The 24406-nt window shown below is 71.8% G+C and carries 20 protein-coding genes; 18 read left to right on the top strand and 2 right to left on the bottom strand.

Annotation, left to right across the window (positions count from 1 at the left end):
* Positions 1 to 16: 16 nt before the first annotated feature.
* The 14 genes from DEJ46_RS05420 (at position 17) to DEJ46_RS39025 (ending at position 20009) form a co-directional block, all read left to right on the top strand.
* Complete coding sequence (locus DEJ46_RS05420) at positions 17 to 1423, top strand: hypothetical protein (RefSeq protein ID WP_150264426.1); 1407 nt, start codon at positions 17 to 19, stop codon at positions 1421 to 1423.
* Positions 1424 to 1534: 111 nt separating this feature from the next.
* The gene (locus DEJ46_RS05415) at positions 1535 to 3517 is read left to right on the top strand and encodes a pentapeptide repeat-containing protein (RefSeq protein ID WP_150264425.1); all 1983 of its coding nucleotides are present in this window, start codon (positions 1535 to 1537) and stop codon (positions 3515 to 3517) included.
* Between the two features lie 120 nt (positions 3518 to 3637).
* Complete coding sequence (locus DEJ46_RS05410; RefSeq protein ID WP_150264424.1) at positions 3638 to 5143, top strand: DUF4246 domain-containing protein; 1506 nt, start codon at positions 3638 to 3640, stop codon at positions 5141 to 5143.
* A gap of 357 nt (positions 5144 to 5500) precedes the next feature.
* Positions 5501 to 5941 carry a subtilase-type protease inhibitor gene (locus tag DEJ46_RS05405; RefSeq protein WP_150264423.1) on the top strand — a complete coding sequence of 147 codons (441 nt, stop codon included), beginning with the start codon at positions 5501 to 5503 and terminating at the stop codon, positions 5939 to 5941.
* Between the two features lie 201 nt (positions 5942 to 6142).
* On the top strand, positions 6143 to 7669 hold the full coding sequence (locus DEJ46_RS05400; RefSeq protein WP_150264422.1) for a Re/Si-specific NAD(P)(+) transhydrogenase subunit alpha: 1527 nt from the start codon (positions 6143 to 6145) through the stop codon (positions 7667 to 7669).
* A 1-nt stretch (position 7670) separates the two neighbouring features.
* Positions 7671 to 9089 (top strand): Re/Si-specific NAD(P)(+) transhydrogenase subunit beta, encoded by a 1419-nt coding sequence (pntB, locus tag DEJ46_RS05395; protein WP_150264421.1) that lies wholly within the window; start codon positions 7671 to 7673, stop codon positions 9087 to 9089.
* 378 nt (positions 9090 to 9467) lie between these two features.
* Positions 9468 to 11198 (top strand): amidohydrolase, encoded by a 1731-nt coding sequence (locus tag DEJ46_RS05390; RefSeq protein WP_150264420.1) that lies wholly within the window; start codon positions 9468 to 9470, stop codon positions 11196 to 11198.
* A 31-nt stretch (positions 11199 to 11229) separates the two neighbouring features.
* On the top strand, positions 11230 to 11958 hold the full coding sequence (locus tag DEJ46_RS05385; RefSeq protein WP_150264419.1) for a helix-turn-helix transcriptional regulator: 729 nt from the start codon (positions 11230 to 11232) through the stop codon (positions 11956 to 11958).
* Between the two features lie 87 nt (positions 11959 to 12045).
* Complete coding sequence (locus DEJ46_RS05380) at positions 12046 to 12732, top strand: Crp/Fnr family transcriptional regulator (RefSeq protein WP_150264418.1); 687 nt, start codon at positions 12046 to 12048, stop codon at positions 12730 to 12732.
* A gap of 154 nt (positions 12733 to 12886) precedes the next feature.
* A complete protein-coding gene (locus DEJ46_RS05375; protein WP_150264417.1) occupies positions 12887 to 13801 on the top strand; it encodes a hypothetical protein in 915 nt (304 codons plus the stop codon).
* Complete coding sequence (locus DEJ46_RS05370) at positions 13798 to 16173, top strand: hypothetical protein (protein ID WP_150264416.1); 2376 nt, start codon at positions 13798 to 13800, stop codon at positions 16171 to 16173. The genes DEJ46_RS05375 and DEJ46_RS05370 overlap by 4 nt, the downstream gene beginning before the upstream one ends.
* Before the next feature lie 150 nt (positions 16174 to 16323).
* Positions 16324 to 17532 (top strand): PE-PGRS family protein, encoded by a 1209-nt coding sequence (locus DEJ46_RS05365; protein WP_150264415.1) that lies wholly within the window; start codon positions 16324 to 16326, stop codon positions 17530 to 17532.
* The gene (locus DEJ46_RS05360; RefSeq protein WP_223834520.1) at positions 17529 to 18077 is read left to right on the top strand and encodes a Pycsar system effector family protein; all 549 of its coding nucleotides are present in this window, start codon (positions 17529 to 17531) and stop codon (positions 18075 to 18077) included. Before DEJ46_RS05365 ends, DEJ46_RS05360 begins: the two co-directional genes overlap by 4 nt.
* Before the next feature lie 678 nt (positions 18078 to 18755).
* On the top strand, positions 18756 to 20009 hold the full coding sequence (locus DEJ46_RS39025) for a M48 family metalloprotease (RefSeq protein ID WP_190622448.1): 1254 nt from the start codon (positions 18756 to 18758) through the stop codon (positions 20007 to 20009).
* 10 nt (positions 20010 to 20019) lie between these two features.
* On the opposite strand, the gene DEJ46_RS05350 is transcribed toward DEJ46_RS39025, so the two are convergent.
* Complete coding sequence (locus DEJ46_RS05350) at positions 20020 to 20481, bottom strand: MarR family winged helix-turn-helix transcriptional regulator (RefSeq protein WP_150264414.1); 462 nt, start codon at positions 20479 to 20481, stop codon at positions 20020 to 20022.
* Positions 20482 to 20568: 87 nt separating this feature from the next.
* On the opposite strand from DEJ46_RS05350, the gene DEJ46_RS05345 reads away from it, so the two are divergent.
* Both DEJ46_RS05345 and DEJ46_RS05340 read left to right on the top strand, forming a co-directional pair.
* Positions 20569 to 20898, top strand: a complete 330-nt coding sequence (locus DEJ46_RS05345; RefSeq protein ID WP_150264413.1) for a rhodanese-like domain-containing protein — start codon at positions 20569 to 20571, stop codon at positions 20896 to 20898.
* A gap of 18 nt (positions 20899 to 20916) precedes the next feature.
* Positions 20917 to 21486, top strand: coding sequence for a YceI family protein (locus tag DEJ46_RS05340; RefSeq protein WP_150264412.1), 570 nt, complete (start codon positions 20917 to 20919; stop codon positions 21484 to 21486).
* A 152-nt stretch (positions 21487 to 21638) separates the two neighbouring features.
* Here DEJ46_RS05340 and DEJ46_RS05335 read toward each other — a convergent pair whose 3' ends face one another.
* Positions 21639 to 22250, bottom strand: coding sequence for a TetR/AcrR family transcriptional regulator (locus DEJ46_RS05335; RefSeq protein ID WP_150264411.1), 612 nt, complete (start codon positions 22248 to 22250; stop codon positions 21639 to 21641).
* A gap of 435 nt (positions 22251 to 22685) precedes the next feature.
* Here DEJ46_RS05335 and DEJ46_RS05330 point away from each other — a divergent pair, with 435 nt between their 5' ends.
* Complete coding sequence (locus tag DEJ46_RS05330) at positions 22686 to 23870, top strand: aminotransferase class I/II-fold pyridoxal phosphate-dependent enzyme (protein WP_150264410.1); 1185 nt, start codon at positions 22686 to 22688, stop codon at positions 23868 to 23870.
* Entirely contained in the window at positions 23860 to 24405 is a 546-nt protein-coding gene (locus DEJ46_RS05325) for a DUF6190 family protein (protein ID WP_150264409.1), read from the top strand. The genes DEJ46_RS05330 and DEJ46_RS05325 overlap by 11 nt, the downstream gene beginning before the upstream one ends.
* The last annotated feature ends 1 nt before the right edge of the window (position 24406 follow it).

Below are 24406 nucleotides of genomic sequence, written 5' to 3'. Positions count from 1 at the left end.
GATCGAGGAGGACACGTTGGAGCACGACCTCGTGGTTTTCGTACCGGGCTTTCTCGGCACCAGGCTGCGCAGGGACGGCAGGGACGTCTGGGGCGAGGGAGGTGACGCCCTGCTCGGTCCCGGAACTTCCGCGCCGGCCCTGGCCGAACTGGCCCTCCCCGCGGGCCTCGGCGACGCGCTGCCCGACGAGCGGTTCCGGCTGGCGGCGGACGAGCTGCTGACCGTACCGGACGCGATGCCCGGGCTCCTCTCCTGCATGGGGTATCCGGACCTGCGCGCCGCGCTCGGCGATCCCGTCGAGGACCAGTACGTCCCCTTCCCGTACGACTGGCGCCTGTCCCACCGCCTCGTCGCCGGGCTGCTGAGGACACGGGTCCAGCGGGAGCTCGCCCGATGGTGCGAGCAGGTCGACCGGTACTACCCGGACCGCCCGGACGACCCGAAGGTCCTGCTCGTCTGCCACTCCACGGGAGGGCTGATCGGACGCCACTACCTGGAGTGCGCGGGCGGGCGGGAGACCACCCGCGCACTGGTCACGCTGGGGACGCCCCAGCGGGGCCTGGCGCAGGCCGTCCGGCTCCTGACCGGCCACGCGGTCGGGGACGACGAGGCTCCGGGCGGGACTGCCGGACCGCTGAACGAGGCCTTGCGCGACCTCGCCCTCACGCTGCCGTCGGTGGCCCAGCTCCTGCCGGTCTACGAAGCGGTGCGCGTCGAAGGGAAGAGCCGGTCCCGCACCGTCGACGACCGGCGGTATCCCGTTCCCGATCTGCCCACCGCCCTGGTCGAGGACGCCCTGTCCCTGGACCGGCACTTCCGGGAGGCGCGCGAGGCGCATCGCCACACCGACACCGACGGCCGCCTCCCCTACGAGGTCCATGTGGTGGGCAGCCGGGCGTTCCCCACCGTACGGACCGTGCAACTCTCCTCCGACGGAGCACGGTTGGTCACACGGCCCGATGACACCCTCGTCGCGCCCGGCGACGGAACCGTTCCCGAGGATTCGGCCGTCGCGGACTGGGCCCTCCAGGACGAGACGGCCATGCGCTGGATCGAGTGCCGGCACGCCGACCTGGCGAGCGCCGCCGCTGTCGGGGAGATCCTCACCGCCATCCGGAAAGGCGATCCGCCGGGCGGCATGCTCGCCGGAGACGAACAGATCTCCCTCTTCGCCCCCGACACGGCACTCGCCGGCGAACCGTTCAAGGTCTCCGTCGTGGGCACCGGCCTCCAGGAGCGGAACGTGCGCGCGGAGTGGTGGCGCGTCGGGCGGCCGGGCAAGCAGCCGGTCGTCTTCACCGCGACCGGGTCGGACCTGTTCCGGGCGGAACTGGAAGCCGGCCCGGGGAAATGGGTGGTGCAGGCCATGGCGGACGGACCGCACCGGGCCGACCGCAAAGTCGTGACCCTCTTCGCCCGCTGAGTCGCCACCCGCAGCCGAAGGAGCGCAGACATCGCCACGCCACCCGACGCCACGCCGTCGATCGCCACGGCTCCGATCGCCACGGCTCCGAACGTCACGCCGTCGATTGCCATGCCGTCGAATGCCGCGGCGACCGAGGGGCCCGACTGGCCGCAGTGCGACCACCTCGACGCCACGGGCCGGTGCCGCGGACGCAGGACCGAACCCCACACGGCGTGCCTGGCGCACCTCGACGCCGCCCAGCGCGCAGCGCACCACGCCGCGCTGTCCCCCGGCGCGGACCTGGACCACCGGGGCACGCCCTTCACGCAGGCCCTTCTGGACGAACTCCTCGCCGCCCTTCGGGACCCGGCGAGCGGCCGGCACCTCGTGGGTCGTGCCGATTTCGACGAGGCGCAGTTCAGCGGGGACGTGCTGTTCGACCAGGTCGACTTCGCCGATGAGGCGTCCTTCGGAGGAGCGCGCTTCGACGGCGGCGTCTGCTTCCGTGCGACCCGCTTCGGGGCGGACGCCCGCTTCGGGGAGACGGTGGTCGCGGAAGACTTCCGGTTCGAAGGATCGGACATGCGTGCCGGAGTCTGGTTCCGCCGGGCCACCCTCGGTGCCGCCCTGCATTTCCAGGTGGCGGAGGTCGGCGGCCGCGCGGTCTTCGACGGGCTGACCACCGGCGGGAACGCCGAGTTCACCGGCGTCGCATTCCAGGAATTGGCCGGGTTCACCGGGGTGGACGTCGCGGGCGAAGGCTGGTTCGACGGGACGGTGTTCCACCGCGAGGTCTCGTTCGCGAAGGCGGGCATCGCCCGGAAGGCGTGGTTCGACGGGGCGGTGTTCCAGGACACCGCCGACTTCGGCGGGGCCAGGCTGGGGCAGGACGTCTCCTTCAACGACGCGCACTTCGAGCTCGGTGCGGGGTTCCGCGACGTGACGATCGGGGGAGACGCGGAGTTCCACCGGACGGAGATACTGGGTGACGTCGTCTTCCGGAAGGCGACCTTCCTGCGCACGGCGCAACTGGGACCTCTGGTCTTCCCGGGACTGCTCGACCTGTCCGAGGCCGTCTTCCAGTCCGCGGTGACGATCGAGGCGGCGACGAAGCATCTGCGCTGCCGCCGGACACGATGGGCATCCACGGCGGCGCTCCGGCTCCGTCATGCCGACGTGGACCTCGAGGACGCCGTCCTGGAGTTCCCGGTGAGCGTCGCGGGCCGTTCCCGGCCGTTCGTCACGGACGACGGCACACAGCCGGACGAGACCGGTCTCACCGCCTCCCGGGTGCGCGTCACCTCCCTCCGGGGGGCCGACGCCGCACACCTGCTGCTCGCGGACGTCGACCTGACCGACTGCCTGTTCGTGGAGACCGTGCACCTCGACCAGCTGAGACTGGAAGGGCATTGCCCCCTCCCCGAAGCGCCCCCGGGAGTACGCCTCCGTCGATGGCTGCCCGTGCACTGGACCCGCCGCAGGACCCTGATCGAGGAACACCACTGGCGCGCCGCCGAGCGGTACACGGGCGGCTGGACGTCGGCACCCGCGGGCACCGACGTACGCGAACCCGCGGCCCTGGCACCGGTCTACCGTCAGCTGCGCAAGGCCCTCGAGGACGGGAAGAACGAGCCCGGAGCGGCCGACTTCTACTACGGCGAGATGGAGATGCGGCGCCACGACCGCCGATCGCCCTGGGGCGAACGGGCCCTCCTGCTGCTGTACTGGGCGGCCTCCGGATACGGCCTGCGGGCGACTCGCGCCGTCTGCTGGCTGCTGCTGGCCATGACCGCGACCGTACTGGCGATGATGGTGTGGGGCGTACCGAAGAACGACCCCAAACCGCGGAGCACCGGGCAGGTCACCGGCACCAGCATCACCCTGACCGCGGACAAGGCGGAGCCCGTCAATCCGGAAGGCCCGTACCGCCGGCGCCTGTCGGACGAGCGGTTCGAGAAGGCCCTGAGGGTGGTCATCAATTCCGTCGTGTTCCGCTCCTCCGGCCAGGACCTGACCACCGCCGGAACGTACATCGAGATGAGCTCCCGCATCCTCGAACCCGCTTTGATCGGCCTCACGGTGCTCGCGGTCCGCAGCCGCGTGAAGCGGTAGAGCCGGGGCAGTGGCAGACGCCAGGGGGGGGCGAACCGGCGGAAGGGCAGCACGGCTGCGGTGTCAGACCGCTGGGCTATTCTTCCGGCCACCGCACACCGACTGTAGGGACCACGAGAATTGACCGGCCTGTCTGCTTTCCCGCTGCCCTTCCACACCTCCCGTACAGCGTTCGCGACACCTCGAACGCTGCGGGAGCTTCAGATGATGCAGTGCAGCGCGCACATCCGGGCGAAGCCGGGGTGGTTCGAGAAGATGAACGATGCCGACATCGCCGCCAGATGGACGGCGGAAGCGGTCGCCCAGGGCCTCACCGAGGCGCAGGTTCGCTATGTGCTCGCCGAACTCGTGCACTATGCCGCGCTGCGGGACGGCGACACGGGTGTCGAGGTGTCCGCCGTCGACGGGGTGTGGCAGTCGGACTCCCTGGTCGACGACAAGCTCACGTCCCGGCTGAGCGAGGCGGTCCGGGTTCTGGAAGAGGTCCCCGAAGCGGAGCGGGACTGGCATCCCGGATCCGGCGGTCAGGTGCTGGATCTGGTGCATCCGTCGCTGTTCTGCCTGGTGAGAGAGGTGAGCGGCGGGCCCGAGCGGGCTTGGAGCAACCAGGCGGACCGGTACGCGAAGTACGAGTTCTCGGAGAAGTTCCAGTGGCTGCCGACGGACGTCGACGTCAGTGACGACGGCGAGGTCGCCTTCCGTTCGTACGTCAACAACGTCCACCCCGAGAACCATCACGAACTGGCCGCCGTCCTCCCGGACTTGTTCGCGCGCATGCGCCCGCTGCTGGAGAACGTACTCACCGATCTGCGCCATCCGCGGCCCCTGCGGATCAAGGCCGATCCCTACGGGTGGTACGACTCGGAGCCGAAGTATCCGGAGAAGTCCTCCTTCAGCGACGAAGGGGCCTTCATGGAGGCCGTTCATCTCTGGGGAGAGGCCCAGGACGAATGGTGGGAGAACCGCCGTCCGGTCGTTCCGGACGCCCCGGTCTTCACCCCGCCCGAGTCGCCCGACGCATCCGCCCGGGTCGATCTGCGCGGCCGCGGGCTGCAGGTCATCGTCAAGCTCGCGACCATCCATCTCACCCCGGACAAGCCCGAGTACGCGGGCGGTTCCTGGCACGTCGAGGGGATGCTGAACGAGCGGATCGTGTCGACCGGCATCTACTACTGGGACAGCGAGAACATCACCGAGAGCCGGCTGAGCTTCCGGGCGGCGCTCGACGACCCGGACTACGAGCAGAACGACGACAACGGTCTGCGTGAGGTCTACGGCCTGGAGGACGAGGACGCGCTGAACCAGATGCTCGGCTCGGCGTCGACACCGGCGGGACGCTGCCTGGCGTTCCCGAACGTCCTGCAGCACCGCGTCGGCTCGTTCCGCCTCGTGGACCCCACCCGTTCGGGGCACCGCAAGATCCTCGCGTTCTTCCTGGTCGACCCGTCGGAGAAGATCGTCTCGACATCCGACGTGCCGCCGCAGCAGCCGTGGGCCGACACCTCGACCATGACGTTCGAGCAGGCCAAGGACTTCCGCGAACAGCTCATGCAGGAGCGCAAGTTCTTCGTCGACGAACACAACGAGCAGCTCTACGAGCGGGAATTCTCCCTCTGCGAGCACTGACCCGTTTCTGTCCGGCCGGGGCCGGGGCCGGGGGGCCGGGCCGGACCGTACCGGGGCCTTGGGTTCCGGACGATCATGAGTGGGTACGGGCGGTCCAATCTCGAACGTCTTTCCGTGACGGCGCAGGTCAGCGGATCGTTCGAGCTTGGACCGCCTGTGACGTCCGGGTCCAAGGGGGCGGGGTGAAGTGTCGCGGCACCGCCTCCCAACTGCCCGAACGACCAGTCGGTAGGGGCCTGTCGGGGGCCACGGCCGGAAAGGTGCGACCGCGTGTGCGATCACCCTCCGCGTCGACAAGACTCCGGTGCGCAGCCGATCGGCTCGCATCACCCCCGTCACCCGCGAAGGGACACCCCCGTGCGCTACTTCCGTACTCTCGGCGCCACCGCGTTCGCCACCGCGACCGGTCTCGCACTCGTCGGAGCCGCCTTCACCGGCACCGCCACGGCGGCGCCCGAGAGCCTCTACGCTCCGTCGGCGCTCGTGCTGACCATCGGCGAGGGCGCGGACACGTCGTCCGACACCGTCGTCCGCGCGGTCACCCTGACCTGCGCCCCGACCTCCTCCGGCAGTCACCCCGCGCCGGAGGCGGCCTGTGCGGAACTGGCGGCCGCGGACGGTGACTTCGCGCACCTGACGGACTTACGGGAAGGCCGCTCCTGTACGCGTGAGTGGAACCCGGTCACGGTCACCGGTGACGGGGTCTGGCAGGGCCGGCGCGTGAGCTGGTCGGCGACCTACGGCAACCCGTGCGAACTGCGGGCCCGCACGGCGGCGGGCGCGGTCTTCGCGTTCTGACGGAACCCCCGGGAACGGCCTTCCCCGGGGACGCCCACCCGCCGCCGTCATCGTGTCCTCTCCGCGAGGGCGAGGGCTGCTGCCCGTTCGGCAGGGAACCGTGGGCTCAAGCCACGTGCGTGTTCGAGGCGGAATAATTCAGGAACACGGTGGAATGAGTCCCCCGCTTCTCGTCTGAACAGCAGCGAACGGAGAACGCTCGTGATTGTCGGAGTCCTCAAGGAAGCGCGGGCAGGTGAGAATCGGGTGTCGGCGACGCCGGCCACGATCGAACAGATCCGCAAACTGGGGTACGACGTGGTCGTCGACCCGGGCGCGGGCGTCGCGGCCGGCTTCACCGACAGCGCCTACGAGGCCGCCGGTGCGACCATCGGCGACGCGGCGGCCGAGGACGTGGTGCTGGGGGTCAACGCCCCGGCCCCGGCCCAGCTCGACCGGGTGCGGCCGGAGGCGACGGTGATCGCCCTCTTCGCGCCGGCCTTCGACCCCGCGATGGTCGAGGAGCTGGGCCGGCGGCCCTTCACCGTGCTGTCGATGGACGCCGTGCCCCGTATCAGCCGGGCGCAGTCGATGGACGTCCTGTCGTCCATGGCGAACATCGCCGGATACCGGGCCGTCGTCGAGGCGGCGCACGAGTTCGGGCGGTTCTTCACCGGCCAGGTGACGGCGGCGGGCAAGGTGCCCCCGGCGAGGGTGCTCGTCGCGGGCGCCGGCGTCGCCGGTCTCGCGGCGATCGGCGCGGCGGGCTCGCTCGGCGCCATCGTGCGGGCGACCGACCCGCGGCCCGAGGTCGCCGACCAGGTCCGCTCGCTGGGCGGTGAGTACCTGTCGATCGAGTCCGCCGAGGTCGAGGTATCGAAGACCGGCTACGCCAAGGAGATGGGCGACGACTACAAGGCGCGCGAGGTGGAGCTGTACGCCGCGCAGTGCCGCGAGGTCGACATCGTCATCACCACCGCCCTGATCCCGGGCCGCCCCGCGCCGACGCTGGTCACCGCGGAGATGGTGGCGAGCATGAAACCGGGCTCGGTGATCGTCGACATGGCGGCCGCGAACGGCGGCAACGTCGTGGGCACGGTGAAGGGCGAGAAGACCGTCACGGAGAACGGCGTGACGATCATCGGCTACACCGACCTCGCGGGCCGGCTGCCCGCGCAGGCCTCGCAGATGTACGGCACGAACCTGGTCAACCTGCTGAAGCTGATGACACCGGACAAGGACGCCCGCCTCGTCCTCGACTGGGACGACCCGGTGCAGCGCTCGATCACCGTCGTGCGCAAGGGCGAGTCGGCCTGGCCGCCCCCGCCGGTCCAGGTCTCGGCCGCCCCGGCCACCGTACCCGCGACGGCCGTGCGCGAGCCGGCGCCGAAGAAGCCGCCCATGACGGCGAAGCAGAAGTTCGGCGGCGTGGCCGTCGCCGCCCTGGCGCTGTTCCTCGCCGCAGGGTTCGCGCCGGCGGCGCTGCTGCCGCATGTGACGGTCTTCGTCCTCGCGATCGTCATCGGCTACTACGTGATCGGCTATGTGCACCACGCGCTGCACACACCGCTGATGTCGGTGACGAACGCGATCTCCGGGATCATCGTCGTCGGCGCGCTGCTCCAGATCGGGCACGGAAGCGCGGCGGTCACGGTCCTGTCGGCCGTGGCGATCCTGCTGGCCAGTATCAATGTCTTCGGCGGCTTCGCGGTGACGCGTCGCATGCTCGCGATGTTCAACCGGAGCTGACATGTCTGCGACCATCGCCGCTCAGGCGGCCTACCTTGTCGCCGCGCTGCTGTTCATCCTGGCGCTGGCGGGACTCTCCAAGCACGAGACGGCACGCCTCGGCAACGCCTTCGGCATGCTCGGCATGGGCGTCGCGCTCGTCGCGACGGTCGTGCTCGCGGTCGACGGCGACGTCAGCACCGCCGGCCTCGCCCTGATGGGCGTCGCGATGCTGATCGGCGCGCTGATCGGCCTCCAGCGGGCCCGCGGCGTCGAGATGACCGGCATGCCCGAACTGATCGCGCTGCTGCACTCCTTCGTCGGTCTCGCGGCCGTCCTGGTCAGCTGGAACGGCTTCCTGGAGGTCGAGAACCACCCGGACGGCCACGAGGCCCGGGCCCTGGACGCGCTCGGCACCCTGGGCATCCACCACGCCGAGGTGTTCATCGGACTGTTCATCGGCGCCGTGACCTTCACCGGTTCCATCGTGGCGTACCTGAAGCTCGCCGCGAAGATCAGCTCCAAGCCGCTGATGCTGCCGGGCAAGAACGTCCTGAACCTCGGTGCGCTGGGCCTGTTCGTCGCCCTGACGGTGTGGTTCGTGATCACGCCGGAGCTGTGGCTGCTGATCACCGTGACCGTCGTGGCGCTGGCGCTCGGCTGGCACCTCGTGGCCTCGATCGGCGGCGGCGACATGCCGGTCGTCGTCTCCATGCTCAACAGCTACTCCGGCTGGGCCGCGGCCGCCTCGGGCTTCCTCCTCGGCAACGACCTGCTGATCATCACCGGCGCGCTGGTCGGCTCCTCCGGTGCCTACCTGAGCTACATCATGTGCAAGGCGATGAACCGCTCCTTCCTCTCCGTCATCGCCGGCGGCTTCGGTATCGAGGCGCCGTCGGGCTCGGACGTCGACTACGGCGAGCACACGGAGATCACCGCCGAGACCGCCGCCGAGCTGCTCGGGTCCGCCCGCACCGTGGTCATCACGCCCGGGTACGGCATGGCCGTCGCCCAGGCGCAGTACCCGGTCGCCGAACTCACCTCGAAGCTGCGCGCGAAGGGCGTCGACGTACGTTTCGGCATCCACCCGGTCGCCGGCCGCCTGCCCGGCCACATGAACGTCCTCCTCGCCGAGGCCAAGGTGCCGTACGACATCGTCCTGGAGATGGACGAGATCAACGACGACTTCGCCGAGACAGACGTCGTCCTCGTGATCGGAGCCAACGACACGGTCAACCCGGCCGGGGCGGAGGACCCGTCCAGCCCGCTCGCCGGCATGCCGGTGCTCACGGTCTGGGAGGCCGGCAAGGTCATCGTCTTCAAGCGGTCGATGGCCTCGGGTTACGCGGGCGTCCAGAACCCGCTGTTCTTCAAGGAGAACACCTCGATGCTCTTCGGCGACGCGAAGGCCCGCGTCGAGGACATCGTCGGAGCACTCTGAGCCCGTCGGCCCCGTCGGCCCCGTCGGCCCCGTCGGCCCGGTCGATTCGGGGGCGGACCGGGTCGACTCAGCGGAGCCCCTCCGCGGCGCAGGTGACGCGGACGCGGGGGCCCTGGGCGGGGTCGGCCGGGTCTCCGTACGGCGCGAGGAAGACGGTGGAAGGGCGCCTCCCGCCGGCTCGTCACCGGTCGCGCGGTACCGGCCCCGGATCAGGACGAAACCCTGCCGGCCGGTGATGCGACGGGTGCCGGCCGGTGCGCCGCGACGCCGGCGTATCGGTGAGATGACCGATGTGCCGGTCACCGGGTCGCGGCCATAGTCCTCGGGAGATCGTTTACGGGCCGCCCAGGTGCGCGCCCGGGTGGGAAAGGAACTTCTGTGGACACGTACGCGGATCTGGTGTTTGTCGGTGGACGGGTGGTCACGGTCGACGCGGAGTTCTCCGTCGCCTCGGCCCTGGCGGTGACCGGCGGGATCATCAGCGCCGTCGGCGGACGGGACGACATGGCGCCGTTCATCGGGCCCGCCACCCGCGTCGTCGACCTGCGGGGGGCGACGCTCCTTCCCGGGATCAACGACTCCCACCTGCACGGATGCGCCTTCGGCATGGCGAGCCCGCCGCTCTCCCTCGACGTCGCCCACCCCGCCGTGTCCTCCCTCGTGGATGTGGCCGAGGTCGTCCGCGAGGCCGTCGGACGGGTCCCGGACGGGCAGTGGATCACCGGGCACGGCTGGGACACCGGCTATCTCGACGAGTGCGTCACCGACCCCTCGCGGCAGCCCTCGCTCCACGACCTCGACGCCGTCAGCCCGGACCACCCCGTCGTCCTGTACTCCTTCTCCGGGCACGCCACCTGGGTCAACTCCAAGGCGCTGGACCTCATCGGGATCGACCGGGACACCGTCGCACCGCCCGGCGGGGCCATCGTCGTGGACGAGGCGGGGGAGCCGACCGGGCTGCTCCACGAGGGCGCCCAGGCCCTCGTCCAGAACGCGCTGCCGCCGCTCAGCCGCCAGGAGCGGACCGACGCGATCAGGTCGACCCTCGCCACGCTCGCCCGGCTCGGCGTGACCAGCTACACCGAGCCCGGGCTCGGCCCCGGCGGCGACGGCATCATGCGGGGCGCACTCGGCGGGGAGACCCTCGACGTCTACCGCCGACTGCTCGCAGACGGCGAACTGACCGCCCGCGTCGGCGTCCTGCTCCTGCCCACCGGCATGGCGAGCACGGCGGAGGAGTTCGCGCGAGGCCTCGACGCCCTCGGCGGTCCCGGCGGCCTCGCGGGCCCCGAAGCCTCCGGCGAGGCCGATCCGCGCCGCCTCACGATCCACGGCGTCAAGATCTTCGGCGACGGCATCGTCCCCAACAGGACGGCCTGGATGCACGAGCCGTACGTCGGCGGCGGCTGCGGCTCCCTCTGCGTCGGCGGCGAGACCGACGCCGAGCGGATCGCCGAGATCGGCGCCATGATCCGGTACGCCCACGCCGCCGGACACCAGCTCGGCGTCCACGTCACCGGCGACCGGGCCGGCGACACCGTCGTGGAGGCCTTCGCCGCGGCCGTGGCCGAGCACCCGAGGCCCGATGCCCGCCACTACGCCATCCACGGCGACTTCCTCACCGCCCACAGCATGAAGGTGCTCGCCGCGCACGGCTTCGGCGTCAACATGAACCCCACCATCAAGTGGACCGTCGCCGACATGGAGGAGGAGTTCGTCGGCACCGGACGCGCCGCCTACGCGTGGCCCTACCGAGACGCCCTCGACGCCGGCGTGCGCGTCGCGAGCGGCTCCGACGCCCCCGTCACCCACCCGGACTGGCGCCAGGGCGTCGCCACCATGATGCTGCGCGAGTCGAAGGCCACCGGCCGGGTCAGCGGCCCCGAGCAGCGCATCGGACTGGCCGAGGCGATCCGTACGTACACGATCGACGCCGCCTGGCAGGACTTCGCCGACGACTGGAAGGGCTCCCTGGAGCCGGGCAAGGCCGCCGACCTCTGCGTGCTCGACGGGGACCTGCTCACCGCCGACCCGCACGACATCCCCGGGATGCCCGTCGTCCTCACCGTCGTCGACGGACGTGTCGTGCACGACACCCTGCGCGATTGACGTATTCCGGGCGGATGATCATCCTGGAGGGATGGCAGCGGAACGGACCACGGCGGACATCCTGGACGCGGCCGTCCACGTCCGTGAGGCCGCGAGGAGCGCCACCAGCGGCGCGACCGGCGTCGACACGGTCCTGGCGGCCCTGTCCGAGGTGATGGAGTACGACCACGCCTCCCTGGCCCGGTGGGACCCCCTGCGCCGGCGCCACACCACCCTGGCCGGGAGCTACCCGGACGACGCCACGGTCTACATCGAGACCCGCCTCCACCGCGACCCGGTGTTCCCCGTGCTCCGCGGCCCGGACCGGGGCGGGCTCTGGCTCAGGGACGTGCCCCGGCAGCTCCTCGACGTGTCGCCGGGCTTCCAGGAGGTGCTGAGCCCCCTGGGGATCGAGGACGGCGTGGCCCAGTGCCTCTTCGCCGCCGACGGCCGGTACGTCGGCATGCTCAACGTCAGCACCCGTGGACCACGGCGCACGCCCGATCCGGCGCGCGCCGTGGTCACCCTGCTCACCGAGGCCCTCGCCGCCGCCGTCGACGCCCGCGACCGCCCGCGGTCGGGCGGGCTCTCCCCCCGGGAGCTCCAGGTGCTCGCCGAGCTGACCGCGGGCCGCACCAACCGGGAGATCGCCGAACGCCTGTTCATCACCCCGCGCACCGTGGGCACCCACATCGAGCACATCCTCGCCAAACTGGATCTCCCCAACCGCGCGGCCGCCGCGGCCCGGGCCGCCGCCTGGGGAATCGAACCCTCGACCTGACGCGGTCCCGCCTGGGCGGTGATGCGCTAACCTCCCGGCTGATCGTCCGGGCCGTGTACGGCCCGAAGAGGCAGCCGGGAGAGACAGTTGACGCAGTTCGAGGACCAAGTCCCCTTCGTGGCACGCCTGGACACCGAGGACCGGCACGCGCTCTTCCGCTGCGGCGGCCATCTCGCCTTCCCCGCACGGCAGGTGCTGCTCCGCGAGCACGAGCCCTCGACCCACGTCCTCGTGATCCTCTCGGGGTGGGCCAAGGTGACCTCGGCCGCGCCCAACGGATACGAGGCGCTCCTCGCGCTCCGGGGGCCCGGCGACATCGTCGGCGAACAGGCCCTCCTCAGCGGCCGGCCGCGCGGCGCGACCGTCACCGCGCTCGAAGCCGTCGAGGCACTCGCCGTCGATGCCGAGCGGTTCGGCGCCATGCTCGACGAACGGCCCTCCATCGCCCGTAAGTTGCTCGCGCTGACCGCCGACCGCACGCGCGACAGCGACCGGCGGCGCGTGCAGTTCGCCTCGCTCGCCGTGCAGGAGCGGCTCGCCCTGCTCCTCCTCGAACTGATCCGCACCCACGGCGAGGAGTCGGAGGACGGCGTCCAGCTCACCGCAGGGCTCAGCCAGAGTGAGCTCGCGGGCTCGGTCGGGGCCTCGCGCGAGGCGGTCGCGCGCCTGCTCAAGCAGTTACGGGAGCGGGGCATCGTGCGGACCGGACGGCGCGGGATCGTCGTCGTACGGCCGGACGCACTGCGGCAGATGGCGCGTTCGGGGAACGGCTGACCGGAGCCGACGGACCGGCCGGCGCGAGATCCGTTCTGTGTACACGGTCACATGGCGATTGTGCTAGGTTCCGTCGCCTCGAACCCCCCTCCCCTGACATCTTCTTGATGTCCAGAAGGCCCCGAGCGGGCCGAGCAACGAGCGGAAGGCGGCCATGCGCGAGCCTGTCAACCGGACCATCCTGCTGATCGACGTCGAGCGGTTCAGCCGTCGCGACGACGTGGTGCAGGCCGTCCTGCGGCGCACCTTCAACAAGATCGTGGACCAGACGCTCGAAGCCGCCGGCGTCGAGGCCACCCAGCAGTACCGCGAGGACCGGGGGGACGGTCTGATCGTGCTGCTCAGCGGGGACGTGGCGAAGACCGTGATCCTGCGGTCGCTGCTGACCACGACCCCCGAACTCCTGCACGAGCACAACCTGCTGGCCTCGGAGAGCGCCCAGATGCGGATGAGGATCGTCCTCGCCGCCGGCGAGGTCGCCCACGACCCGCACGCCGGGACGACCGGCGGACTCGTCGGCCACGACCTCAACCAGGCCTGTCGGCTGCTCGACGCGGACGTCCTGCGGTCCGCGCTCGCCGAGCGCGGGGACGAGCACTGCGTCCTCGCGGTGAGCGCACCGGTCTACGAGGGCGTGGTGCGGCACGGCCACCGAGGGGTACGACCGGAGCTCTTCCGGCGGGCGGACGTCATCGTGAAGGACGGGGTGCTGTCCGCCTGGATCCACCAGGGCGCCGCGCCGGGCCGGGGTGTCGAGGCCGCGGGGGCGGCCGAGCCCGCCGGGACCTCTCGGACCGCTCAGACGTCCCGGACAGCTCAGACCTCTCGGACCGCGGAGGCTCCCGCCGAACCCCCCGCCGCAGCTCCTGCCGCCGCTCCGCCCGCGGCTCCGGCTCCGCAGCAGCCGTCCGCCGGAGCCGTCTTCCACTTCCACGGCGGGGCGCCCGTGATCCACGGCTCCCTCGTCGGCGGCGACCAGCACGGCGTGAGCGGCGGTCAGGTCACCGGAGACGTCGTGCTCGGCGGCACCCGCGCCGCGGACGACACCGCCGACGGGAGCCGGTCGTGACCACACCCCAGGAGCACCAGGACGGCCCGGACGGTCAGGGGCCGTACCCCGAGCGGGCCGAGGCGGACCCGCACACCGCGGAGGGGACCGGCGACGCGGCCACCGCCACCGAGGACCCGGCGGACACCGAGAACGAGACGGAGTACGCCTGGGACTCCCGCCGTGACCTCTACCGGCACAGCCCCGGCATCATGCTCGGCCACTCCGCCCGCGTCGGCGGCTCCCTCGTCGGCGGCGACCAGCACGGCGTGAGCGGCGGCCAGGTCACCGGAGACGTCATCCTCGGCGGCAGCAAGGTGGAGTACCACCTCGGCGGCGACACCGAGGAACGCTCGGGAGAGATCCCCGTCTCCGAAGTCGAAGCGCTCGCACGGAACTTCGTCCACCCCGTGACCGCGGGGGAGCCGGGGGCGGCGTACGACGGTGCGGCCGCCCCGGGTGTCCCGGCCGGTGACGGCCACGACGGGGACTTACCCCACGAACCGTGGCAGCCCGGCAGCCCCTTCGCCCTCGCCCTCGCCGGACTCCGGGAACACCGCGTCGCCATCCTCTCCGGACCCGCCACCACGGGCCGCCGCGCCGCCGCCCTCATGCTGCTCCGCGCCGTCGGCTCCCGCTCCTACCGGGCCCTCGACCCGGCGCTCCCGCCGGGCCGGCTCGCCGGAGAGCTCCGCGAAGGCTGCGGACACCTCGTCGCCGACTTCGCCACCACCGCCGAACGCCCCCTGCGCGAGCACCACATCCGCGCCCTCAGCGAGCGGCTCCACGCCACCGGCGGCCACCTCGTCGTGGTCGTCGGACCCCATCCCGTCGTCCACGGCAGCCTGAGCCCGGTCCCCTGGGAGCCGCCCGAGCCCGCGGCCCTGCTCGCCGGACACCTCCGGCACAAGGACCTGGCAGGGCGGAGCGTCGACGAACTCCTCGCCCTCGCCGAGGTACGGGCCGTCCTCGCCCACCACCGGCCCGTCGCCGACACGGCCCGCTTCGCCGAACGCGTCGCCGGCCACGCGCGGGGCACCGTGTCCTTGGCCGAGCTCGGCGCGTTCGGCCACTACGCCGCCGAACGCCAGGTCAGGGAGTGGTTCGACAGCGCGGACCACAGCCTGCACGACAAGGCCTTCCTCATCGCCCTCGCCACCTTCGACGAGGCGCCCTACCCCCTCACCGCCGAACTGAGCGACGTCCTCTTCGCTCTCCTCCAGCGCATCGAGAACCCCGGGGAGCCGGCCCGCATCCCCGTCTTCGGCACCTCCAGCGCCCAGCGCGTCGAGCAGGCGCTCGCCGACCGCTACCAGGAGCCGGAGGAGACCGAGTGGGGTCCGGTGCTCCAGACGAAGGTGCAGTTCAGGGACCGGCTGACCGCCATCACCCTGCTGCGCGAGGTCTGGACGGGCCACCCCTCCGCCCGGCCCGCGCTCGTCGCGTGGCTCCGTCGCCTCGCCGACGACCCCCGGCCCGTCGTCCGCACCCGCGCCGCCGCCACCGCCGCCGTCATGGCCGCGGCCGACCTGCCGTCCGCGATGGCCCTCCTCATCCGCTCCTGGGCGGCGGACCGCCGGCTGCGCGCCCGCCTCGCGGCAGCCAACGCCCTGGCCCTCGCCCACCACTTGGGCGCCCCGCACGTCTCCCGCATCCTCGCGGAGTGGTGCGTCGCCCCCGACCACCGGCTCCGCTGGACGGCCGTACGCGGCTACGCCCTGGTCGGGGACGCCTTCCCCGAGGAGGCGCTCGCCGCGCTCACCGAGGCCGTACGGGGCCTGGAGGGCCGAGGCGGGCCCGGCCAGGGCTGGTCGAACGAACGCGACGACCTCGCCCAGTCGGCCGCGGCCCTGCTGCTCGCGGCGGGACAGGAGGCGGCAGCGCGAGACGACTGGGACACCGTCGCCCGCCTGTGGAGCGCGCTCCCGCCCCAACTGCGCGGCACGACGAGGGACTTCGTCCTGCGTGCCACGGTCCACGCCGGCGGACCCACCGACGGGCCCGCCGGCACGGGACGCGCCCTGCTGCTCGACCTGTTCGCCCGGGCCGATGCGACACCCGGCACGGACGGAGCGGTCCTGCGGCACGCCCTCGCCGCCCTGTTGCGCGGAGTCCTCAACGACCCCGTGTGCTCGGCGTCCGGGCTCAACACCCTGCGTCAATGGGTCCGTGCCGCCGAGGACGACCGGGGCGCCGAGGCCGCGCTGGCCGAGCTGCTGCCCCTGCTCGCGGTCTCCACCGAGGACCACAAGCGGCTCGTCTACCTTCTGGAGAACCTGCGGAGCGCGGGCGAATCGACCCCGCCCTCCGTCGCCCTCCGGTTGCGCGCCCTCGTCCTGGTGTCCGGGCCGCCGCTCGCGGACGCCCATGCCCGGCGTCCGTCCCCGGCGTAGTGCCCGGGCGCGGATCCCCGGCGCGCACCCGCCGCGTACACCACCGGTGCAAGCCACAGCCGTACACCACAGCCGTACACCACCGCCGTATACCCCCGGCGTGAGCTTCGTGCGCACGCCACCAGAACGGTCCCAAGGAGCCACGTCACCATGATGAGCCAGCCGCCCCAGTGGCAGCAGGACGCGAACCGCCACACCGCACTCGTCGACCCGGTGGTCACGATCCAGGAGCTGTCCCGCTTCAAGCCGCTGCGCGCCACGCGCATCGACCACGCCCTCGTGTTCACGACGGCCCAGGGAAGCCGCGACACCTATCTGCCGCCGAGCCGGCCGAGCCGTACGGAACTCGCCACCAAGCGCTGGACCAGCGTGTACGAGGTGGACATGGGCCGGCACGAGGCCGCCACCCTCCTCGCCGTCCCCAGCCGGCGCGACGCCTTCCTGTTCGAGGTGACCCTGAGCTGCACCTGGCAGGTCGTCGACCCGGCCGCCTTCGTGGCGAGCGGCGAGCGGAACGTCCCGGCCATGGTGCAGCGCCTCGTCGAGGACGCCGTCCGGCCCGTGCTCCGGGGCTTCGACATGGAGGAGAGCGCGGCGGCCGAGTCCCACGCCCGCAAGGCCGTCGAGGCCGCCGGGCCGCTGGGCGTACGAGCCGGACTCGACGTCCGCTGCGGCCTCCAGATCCGCCGGGACGAGGCGGCCCTCGAACAGGAACGCCAGATGCGCGAGATCGCGTTCGCGCGCGAGAAACTCGAACCGCAGCACGCCCTGCTCATGCGGGAGGACGAACTGGCCGCGGAGCGCGCGCTCGTCCAGGGCCGGCAGCAGCACCGCATCGACTTCCAGCAGCAGGAGCTCGACCACGAGCGCAACCTCGCCCGCGGGCGGCAGGAGCTGGAGCTCCAGGAGATCGAGGCCAAGAAGATCGAGTACTACGCCTACTACCTGGAGCGCGGCGGCCCGGCCGCGATGGCCTTCCAGCTGGCCCGGCACCCCGAGGACGCCCGGCTCGTGATGGAGAACCTGCGCCAGGACCAGTTGCTGGCGATGAAGAACCAGCTGACGGTCGCCATCCAGGCGCTCGGCGGCGGCCCGGGCGGGCTGGAGGAACACCAGATGGACGAGCCCCGCCGACTCGCGGCGAACGTCATCAAGGAGGTCCTGGGGGCGAAGCTGACCCCGGGCCCCGCACAGTCGCAGCCCGCGGTCGACGCGGCAGCGGTCGAGGGGGCCGGGGCCCCGGCCGCCGCCCCCGTCGAGGACCGGGTACCCGGGGCGCCCGAGACCGCGTCGGCCCCGCCCCCGCCGGAGGACGGGCCGGTCTTCGGCTACCGCACGCCTCCGCAGCCGCCCCGATGAGTACGCCGGCTCCCGAAGGGGGTACCGGAGCGGATCAGCGGGCCCCGCACCTGTCGCCGGGCGCGGCCGAGCGGCTCCTGGGCGAACTCCGGCAGGAGGCGGTCCGCGCCGACACCAAGGGCTCCATCCTGGTGGCGGCGCAGGGCATGGCCGCCGCCGCGCTCGTCGGCGTGCTCGCCGCGCGCGGCTGGCACCCCACCGACCTCTCGGGTCTCGGCCAGGTGCTGTGGTGGGCGGGGGCCGCGTGCTTCCTCGTCTCGCTCACGGCCCTGCTCATGGCCGTCGTACCCCGCTACCGGACCGTCGGCTGGCAGCCCGGCGACCCCCTCACCCACTTCGCGGACATCCGTGGCGCGGCCCGTCGAGGACAGGACGTCCTGGAGGAGGCGCTGCGGGAGACCGACCGTGCGCCGAGGGCCGCGGTCGTCGCCTCGCTCTTGGAGAACAGCCGGATCGTCTCGATCAAGTACGCCTGGCTGCGGGTGGGCATCGCCGGGTTCACGGTCGCCCTGGTCCTGCTGCCCGGCGCGCTGCTCGCCGGCTGAGACGGCGGCGCCGCCGCGCGGGCGGACGACGCCGTCGCCGATTCGTCACGCACAACCGTCAGGAGACACATCGCCATGCCCGACCACGAGGACGTCCCACCACCGCCGTACCCGGGGGAGGAAGTCCCGCCGCCTCCGTATCCGGGGGAGGAAGTCCCGCCACCGCACTACCCGGGGGAGGAGGTCCCGCCACCGCACTACCCGGGAGGGCAGGCCCCGCCCCCGTACCCGGGCGAGCGGGAATCAGCCCCGCCCTACCCGGGCGAGACCCCGGCATCGCCCACGCCGCCGGCGTACCCGGGGGAGACGGCTGCGCCGGCGCCCCCGGGGGATCCCATGGCTCCGGCCTCCCCCGGGGAGGTGACCGCGCCCGCGTATCCGGGCGAGCCCGGTCCGCCGGCCTACCCGGCAGAGACGGCCGCGCCCCCGTACCCAGGGGAGACTGCCCCGCCCGAGTACCCGCTGGACGGCGGCGCGCCCCCGTACCCGGGCGATCCCGCACCCGCGTACCCCGGTGAGTCCACGTCCGCCCCACTGAACGACGCTCCTCCCGCGTGCCCGGGAGAGATCCCCCCGCCCGCCTACCCGGGTGATGCGGCACCCCCCGCCTGCCCGGGCGACTCGGCACCCCCCGCCTATCCCGAGGCGGTCCCGCCCTCCGCCCCCGCGGGTGCCGCCGTGCCCTCGTACCCCGCGGACGTACGGACCGCCTTACGGGACGAGGCGCCGTCGCCGCACGGTGTCGAGGGCTTGTCGCCCGCGGTGCCCGCGCCCCGGTCAGGGGGAGACCTGGCGCCGGCCGCCGCCTCCCATGACGACCTGGCCCTGGACCAAGGTCGCCGGATGGTGAAGTCCGTACAGCGGGGGATCGACGGAGCCGCGTTGTCCCACCTTCTGGTGACGCTGCCCATCGGGGTCATCAGTCTGGGCGTCGTCGTCTTCCTGTCCGCCCTGGTCAACCCCGTCCTCGCGGTGGTCGTGCCGGTGGTCTGGCTGCTCTCCGGGCCGCTGGTCTTCCACCGCAAGGTCGAATCGGCCATCGCCCGGCGCCTGTTCGGCATGCGCAGGCCCACCCCCGAGGAGGAGCAGCGGCTGGACCTGGTGTGGGAGCAGGTGACGCGGCGCGCGGGCGTGGACCGGGAGACGTACGAGCTCTGGATCCAGGAGCGCACCGAGCTGAACGCGACGGCCGCCGCCGGGCACATCGTCGCCGTCACCCGGCACGCGATGGACCGGCTGCCCAACTCCCGTCTCGGTGCCGTGCTCGCGCACGAGCTCGGCCACCACGTGGGCGGTCACACCTGGGCGGCGATGCTGGCCGACTGGTACGCCCTGCCGGCTCGGGCGGCCGGACGGGCCATTGTCGTTCTTCTCTTCGTCCTCTTCCGGACGAAGCACTGGGCCGGCATCGCCTGCGGGGGCTGCCTCACCCTGATGATCGTCCAGTTCCTCTTCGTCTTCACGTTCGTGCAGGGGTACTGGTGGTTCGTCCTTCCGGTGGCGGCCGGTCCGCTGCTCGTCGCCTGGCTCCACCGCCGGGCCGAGTTCAAGGCCGACGCGTACGCCGTGGGGCTCGGATTCGGCCAGGCGCTGGAGACGGTCCTCGTGGAGGAGGCCCAGGCGGCGGTGCAGGGCCTTACGGCGCAGGTGCCCCCGTCGATGCCCGCGGCCGTGCCGACGGCTCTGCCTCCGGGGGCGCCGTTCCCCCAGCAGCACCCGGGACAGCAGTACCCCGGGCAGCAGTACCCCGGGTCGTACCTCCCGCAGCAGCCGTATCCCGGTCAGCCCCATCCCGTACCGCCGGGCCCCGGGGCCGAGAAGGCCGCGAGGGGCGGGCGCATCGCGGCCAGGGCCGCGCACACGAACACCGAGGCGCGCCTGCGGAACGTGCGGCTCGTCATGTCGCAGCAGGGCCGGCGCTCGGCCCCGTAGGACCCCGGGCTCAGCCCAGCTGGATGTCGTCGCCCGAGTGCGCCACGCGCAGGAGCGCCGTCGTGATCACGGCGGCCTCCTCGTCCGTGAGGTACCGGCCGAAGTGCTCCCGGATGCCGCGCATATAGGCCGGTGCGGTCGCGCGCAGGGCGGAGCGGCCCTCGTCGGTGATGACCGCCCAGGTCACGCGCTTGTCCGTGGCGTCGGGCTCCTTGGTCACGAGGCCGGAGCGGGCCATCTCGTCGACGAGCCGGCTCACCCGCGTCCTGCTGAGCACCACGCGCTCGGCGACCTCCTGCATGCGCAGGCCTTGCTCGCCGGCGCCGCGGAGCTCCAGGAGCACGTCGTACCAAGTGAGCGGAATCCGGCCGTTGCGCTGCACATCGCTCTCGATGGCGCGCACGGCGGCGTTGTGGGCCAGCAGCAGGGCTCGCCACGCTTCGACCCGGTACTCACCTTCTCTCATGACCATGACGAGAAGTATAGCTTGTGTGCGCACGCACGGACTATTAGAGTGTGTGCAGACGCACGGACTATTTCCTCATGAAGGAGAACAGCCATGGCTCAGCGGATCTCGCGTGACGAGCTCAAGAAGAAGATCGACGAGAACCTGGTGACGGTGCTCGAGGCGCTGCCGGCGCAGTACTACAACGACAAGCATCTGCCCGGAGCGCTCAACCTGCCGCACGACCAGGTGGACGAGCTCGCCCCGTCGCTGCTGCCGGACAAGGACGCCGAGATCGCCGTCTACTGCGCCAACAGCCCCTGCCCCAACTCGGGCATCGCGGCCGACCGTCTGGTCGAGCTGGGCTACACCAACGTGTACGAGTACTACGAGGGCAAGGACGACTGGGTCGAGGCGGGTCTGCCGACCGAGTCCGTCGCCTGACCGAAGGAGCGCACGGACATGACCACTGCACCGACCCGTACCGTCGACGGCGTGGAACTGCCCGCCGCCGGCCCGTGGAAGATCGACCCCGGTCACGCCGAGGTCGGCTTCGTCGGGCGTCACTTCATGCTGACGAAGGTCCGCGGGCGCTTCACCGGAGTCGAGGCCACCCTCGTCATCGGTGAGCGGCCGGAGGACAGCAAGGTCACCGCGGTCATCGACGTGGCGAGCGTCGACAGCGGTGACGCCACGCGCGACGAGCACCTGCGCTCCGCGGACCTCTTCGACGTGGAGAAGTACCCGAAGGCCACCTTCGCGTCCACCTCGGTGACGTGGGACGGCAAGCGCGGCACGCTCGTCGGGGACCTGACCATCAAGGACGTCACCCGTCCGGTGACACTCGCGGTGGACTACCTCGGCTACGCGCGCGACCCGTGGGGCAACGACCGCACGGTCTTCTCCGCCCACGGCAAGGTCAACCGTGAGGACTGGGGTCTGACCTGGAACATGGTCCTGGAATCCGGCGGCATCCTCGTCTCCAAGGAGATCGAGCTGTCCCTCGAGTTCGAGGCGATCAGGGAGAGCTGACCCGCTCTCACGGGAGCCCCGGTGCGGCGCACATGCCCGCACCGGGGCGCCTTCGGCGTACCCGGCGTGCGCAGGCGTGCGCGGTGTGACCCGGCGCGCACCGCTGCGCGCCGGGGCGCTTGCGCGCGCCCGCGCGTGGCCGCAGGGCCGTGTCAGCCGGCGATGACTCGTTTCACCAGCGTGAGCAGCGTGCTTCTGATGCGTTCGGGGCTGAACTGCCCCTGGCGCAGGGCGTGCTGGAGGTCGGAGTCCAGCGGCGCGAGCAGCAGGTGGGCCGTGCAGTCCGCGTCGAGGTCCGGGCAGGCCTCCCGGAGCATCAGTGCCAGGTGGACGCGCCAGAAGCCGTACGAACCTATCCGGTAGCGCGCGCCCGGCGCGGCCGTCTCGGAGAGCCTCAGCAGCTCCAGGTTGTCGTCCACGAGGTCCAGGTACGCGTCGAAGAACGCCAGGATCCGGTCGGCGGCCGGTGCGTCGGGGCCCAGCGGGGGCGGGCCGAAGAGGATGCGCTCCTGGAGCCGGCTGTCCTGGGTGTCCAGAAGGGCGGCCGCGAGGCCCGCCTTGCTCCCGAACCTGCGGAAGAGCGTGCCCTTGCCCACGCCCGCCTCCGCCGCGATGCGGTCCATGGACACACTCTCGACCCCGTGGGTGTCGAAGAGCGCCTGGGCCGCGGCCAGGATGCGCAGCCGGTTGCGTGCGGCGTCCGACCGCTCCGGTGGCGCCTCGGGGGCGGCGAGGGGACAGCTGTCCGGCGAAACGTGCTGCACCTGGGGGGCCTCTCGGTTCACGCTCCGTGGGGGTCCCGGTGGGGGGCCGGGTGGCGTCTGCGCAGTTTACGGGCAGGGGCCCTGATGCGGCCCTCGACGGCCGCGACATGCCCTGCTCTGGATCGCTTGTCCCGTCGCCGCCGCATGTGGCAGAGTCGCCCCCAATCGGACCGCAGTCCGTTTACGGGGGAGATACATGTCTGGAACTGGTTTCCGATATTGCATCGCAGCCGACGTTGAGCGCCTCGGCCACTGCCCGTAGAGGCAGTCCCCCCACCGTCGATCCGAGACGGTCTTCCGTGTGCCCTGGGGGCGCGGCCAGCCGCGGCGGCCCTCCGGGACACGTAGCAAAAGACGAGCAAAATCCGTGACGCCCACGCGTCACGCCGGCACTTCCGCACGCGCTCACCCGTATGCCCTTCGCATGGAGGAACCATGACCGCGCACGCCGGCACGACCCTGAGCAGCCAGGCACTCCTCGACCTGACGCAGCACGAGATCCAGGCCCTGCTCACCGAGTTCAACCTGGCCGACGCCCACACCCACCAGCGCCAGTCCGCCGCCCAGCACAAGATCGTCGAGCGGCTGCCCGAGCTCTGGTACGAGGCCGAAGAGGGCCTTCAGGCCACCTACGAGCAGCGGTTCATCGAGGCGTTCTTCCGCCTCCACCGCCAGCCCACGGCGCTCGCCAAGAACAAGACACTGCTGTCCTACGCGGCCTCCATCTCCACGATGGTCGTGGCGATGTACCTCAAGCAGCAGCGCATGGCCGTGACCCTCGTCGAGCCCTGCTTCGACAACCTGCACGACGTCCTGTCGAACATGGGCGTCCCGCTGTACCCCGTCGAGGAGTCGGCGCTGCACGACCCCGACCGGATCTACGCCGAGCTCAAGCGCCGGGTCCGCACCGACGCGCTCTTCCTCGTCGACCCCAACAACCCCACGGGGTTCAGCCTGATGCACTCCGGGCGCAAGGGCTTCGAGGAGGTCGTCCGGTTCTGCAAGGACCACAACAAGCTGCTGATCATCGACTTCTGCTTCGCCTCCTTCACCCTCTACGACCCGGAGCTCGCGCGGTTCGACGTATACGAACTGCTCGAGGAGTCCGGGGTGCGGTATCTGGCCATCGAGGACACCGGGAAGACCTGGCCGGTGCAGGACGCGAAGGCGGCCATGCTCACGGCCAGCGACGACATCAAGGAGGAGGTGTACAACCTCCACACCAGCGTCCTGCTGAACGTCTCGCCGTTCGTCCTCAACATGCTGACCCAGTACGTGGAGAACTCGGAGGCGGACGACCTCGCGTCCATCCGCGACGTCCTCGACGTCAACCGGGCGGCCGTCAAGGAGGCCCTCCAGGGCACGATCCTCGAATACCAGGAGCCGATCGCGAAGACCAGCGTGGCCTGGGCCAGGATCCAGCACCCCGACCTCACCGCGACCGAACTCCAGCGGGAACTGCGGGAGGTGGGCGTCTACGTCCTGCCGGGGCGGTTCTTCTACTGGAGCCAGCCGGGCCGCGGCGAGCCGTTCGTCCGGATGGCCCTCGCGCGCGAGCCGGAGATGTTCGCCGGCGCCATGAAGCGCCTTCGGGAGGTGCTGGACCGCCATGAGCGCTGACGACACCGGTACCGGCCGGGACGACTTCATCGACGCGGCGCTCTTCCTCGGCATGCACAGCGCCGACGACACCGTGCGCGTCGCCGCCAAGGCCTTCTTCGTACGGCGCCTCGACGGGCGCGTCGTGATGAGCCTGGAGCAGGTCGGCCGCTGCGACGACGTGATCTGGGGCTACTCGCGCGAACTCCAGGACCTCTACTACCCGTTCATGGACCACCTCCACACGGTCATGGACATCAGCCGGGAGGGGTACGACCCGGCGGACGTCCACCTGGCCCTCTCCGAGGCCGACACACCCCGGCACCTCCCCTTCGTCGACCGCCTGCTGCTCGGTCAGGTGATCAACCGGAAGGGACTGCTGCATACCGTCGGTCCCCGGTCGGACGCCTTCGACGGACTGTCCGTCCGCGCCGTGGCCGACTGGCCGGCCGGTCAGCCGGAACCAGCCTTCCCCGAGCCGCTGGAGCGGCTCTACCGTGAATCGCTCGCGCTGCGCCTGCCCGTCGGCGCCGGCGCCCTGTCCGAGGGAGCCTGAG

Origin of the sequence: Streptomyces venezuelae (assembly GCF_008642375.1) — a bacterium.
GTDB classification, from domain to species: domain Bacteria; phylum Actinomycetota; class Actinomycetes; order Streptomycetales; family Streptomycetaceae; genus Streptomyces; species Streptomyces venezuelae_G.
This window is presented reverse-complemented; position numbering and strand designations above follow the sequence as displayed.

What these genes read in the sequence shown, in the direction of transcription:
- DEJ46_RS05415 (WP_150264425.1), top strand. Translation starts at nt 1,535, where the DNA reads ATGCCGTCGAATGCCGCGGCGACCGAGGGGCCCGACTGGCCGCAGTGC.
- DEJ46_RS05350 (WP_150264414.1), bottom strand. Translation starts at nt 20,481, where the DNA reads ATGGTCATGAGAGAAGGTGAGTACCGGGTCGAAGCGTGGCGAGCCCTG.
- DEJ46_RS05325 (WP_150264409.1), top strand. Translation starts at nt 23,860, where the DNA reads ATGAGCGCTGACGACACCGGTACCGGCCGGGACGACTTCATCGACGCG.
- DEJ46_RS05340 (WP_150264412.1), top strand. Translation starts at nt 20,917, where the DNA reads ATGACCACTGCACCGACCCGTACCGTCGACGGCGTGGAACTGCCCGCC.
- pntB (WP_150264421.1), top strand. Translation starts at nt 7,671, where the DNA reads ATGTCTGCGACCATCGCCGCTCAGGCGGCCTACCTTGTCGCCGCGCTG.
- DEJ46_RS05375 (WP_150264417.1), top strand. Translation starts at nt 12,887, where the DNA reads ATGCGCGAGCCTGTCAACCGGACCATCCTGCTGATCGACGTCGAGCGG.
- DEJ46_RS05385 (WP_150264419.1), top strand. Translation starts at nt 11,230, where the DNA reads ATGGCAGCGGAACGGACCACGGCGGACATCCTGGACGCGGCCGTCCAC.
- DEJ46_RS05365 (WP_150264415.1), top strand. Translation starts at nt 16,324, where the DNA reads ATGATGAGCCAGCCGCCCCAGTGGCAGCAGGACGCGAACCGCCACACC.
- DEJ46_RS05330 (WP_150264410.1), top strand. Translation starts at nt 22,686, where the DNA reads ATGACCGCGCACGCCGGCACGACCCTGAGCAGCCAGGCACTCCTCGAC.
- DEJ46_RS05345 (WP_150264413.1), top strand. Translation starts at nt 20,569, where the DNA reads ATGGCTCAGCGGATCTCGCGTGACGAGCTCAAGAAGAAGATCGACGAG.
- DEJ46_RS05360 (WP_223834520.1), top strand. Translation starts at nt 17,529, where the DNA reads ATGAGTACGCCGGCTCCCGAAGGGGGTACCGGAGCGGATCAGCGGGCC.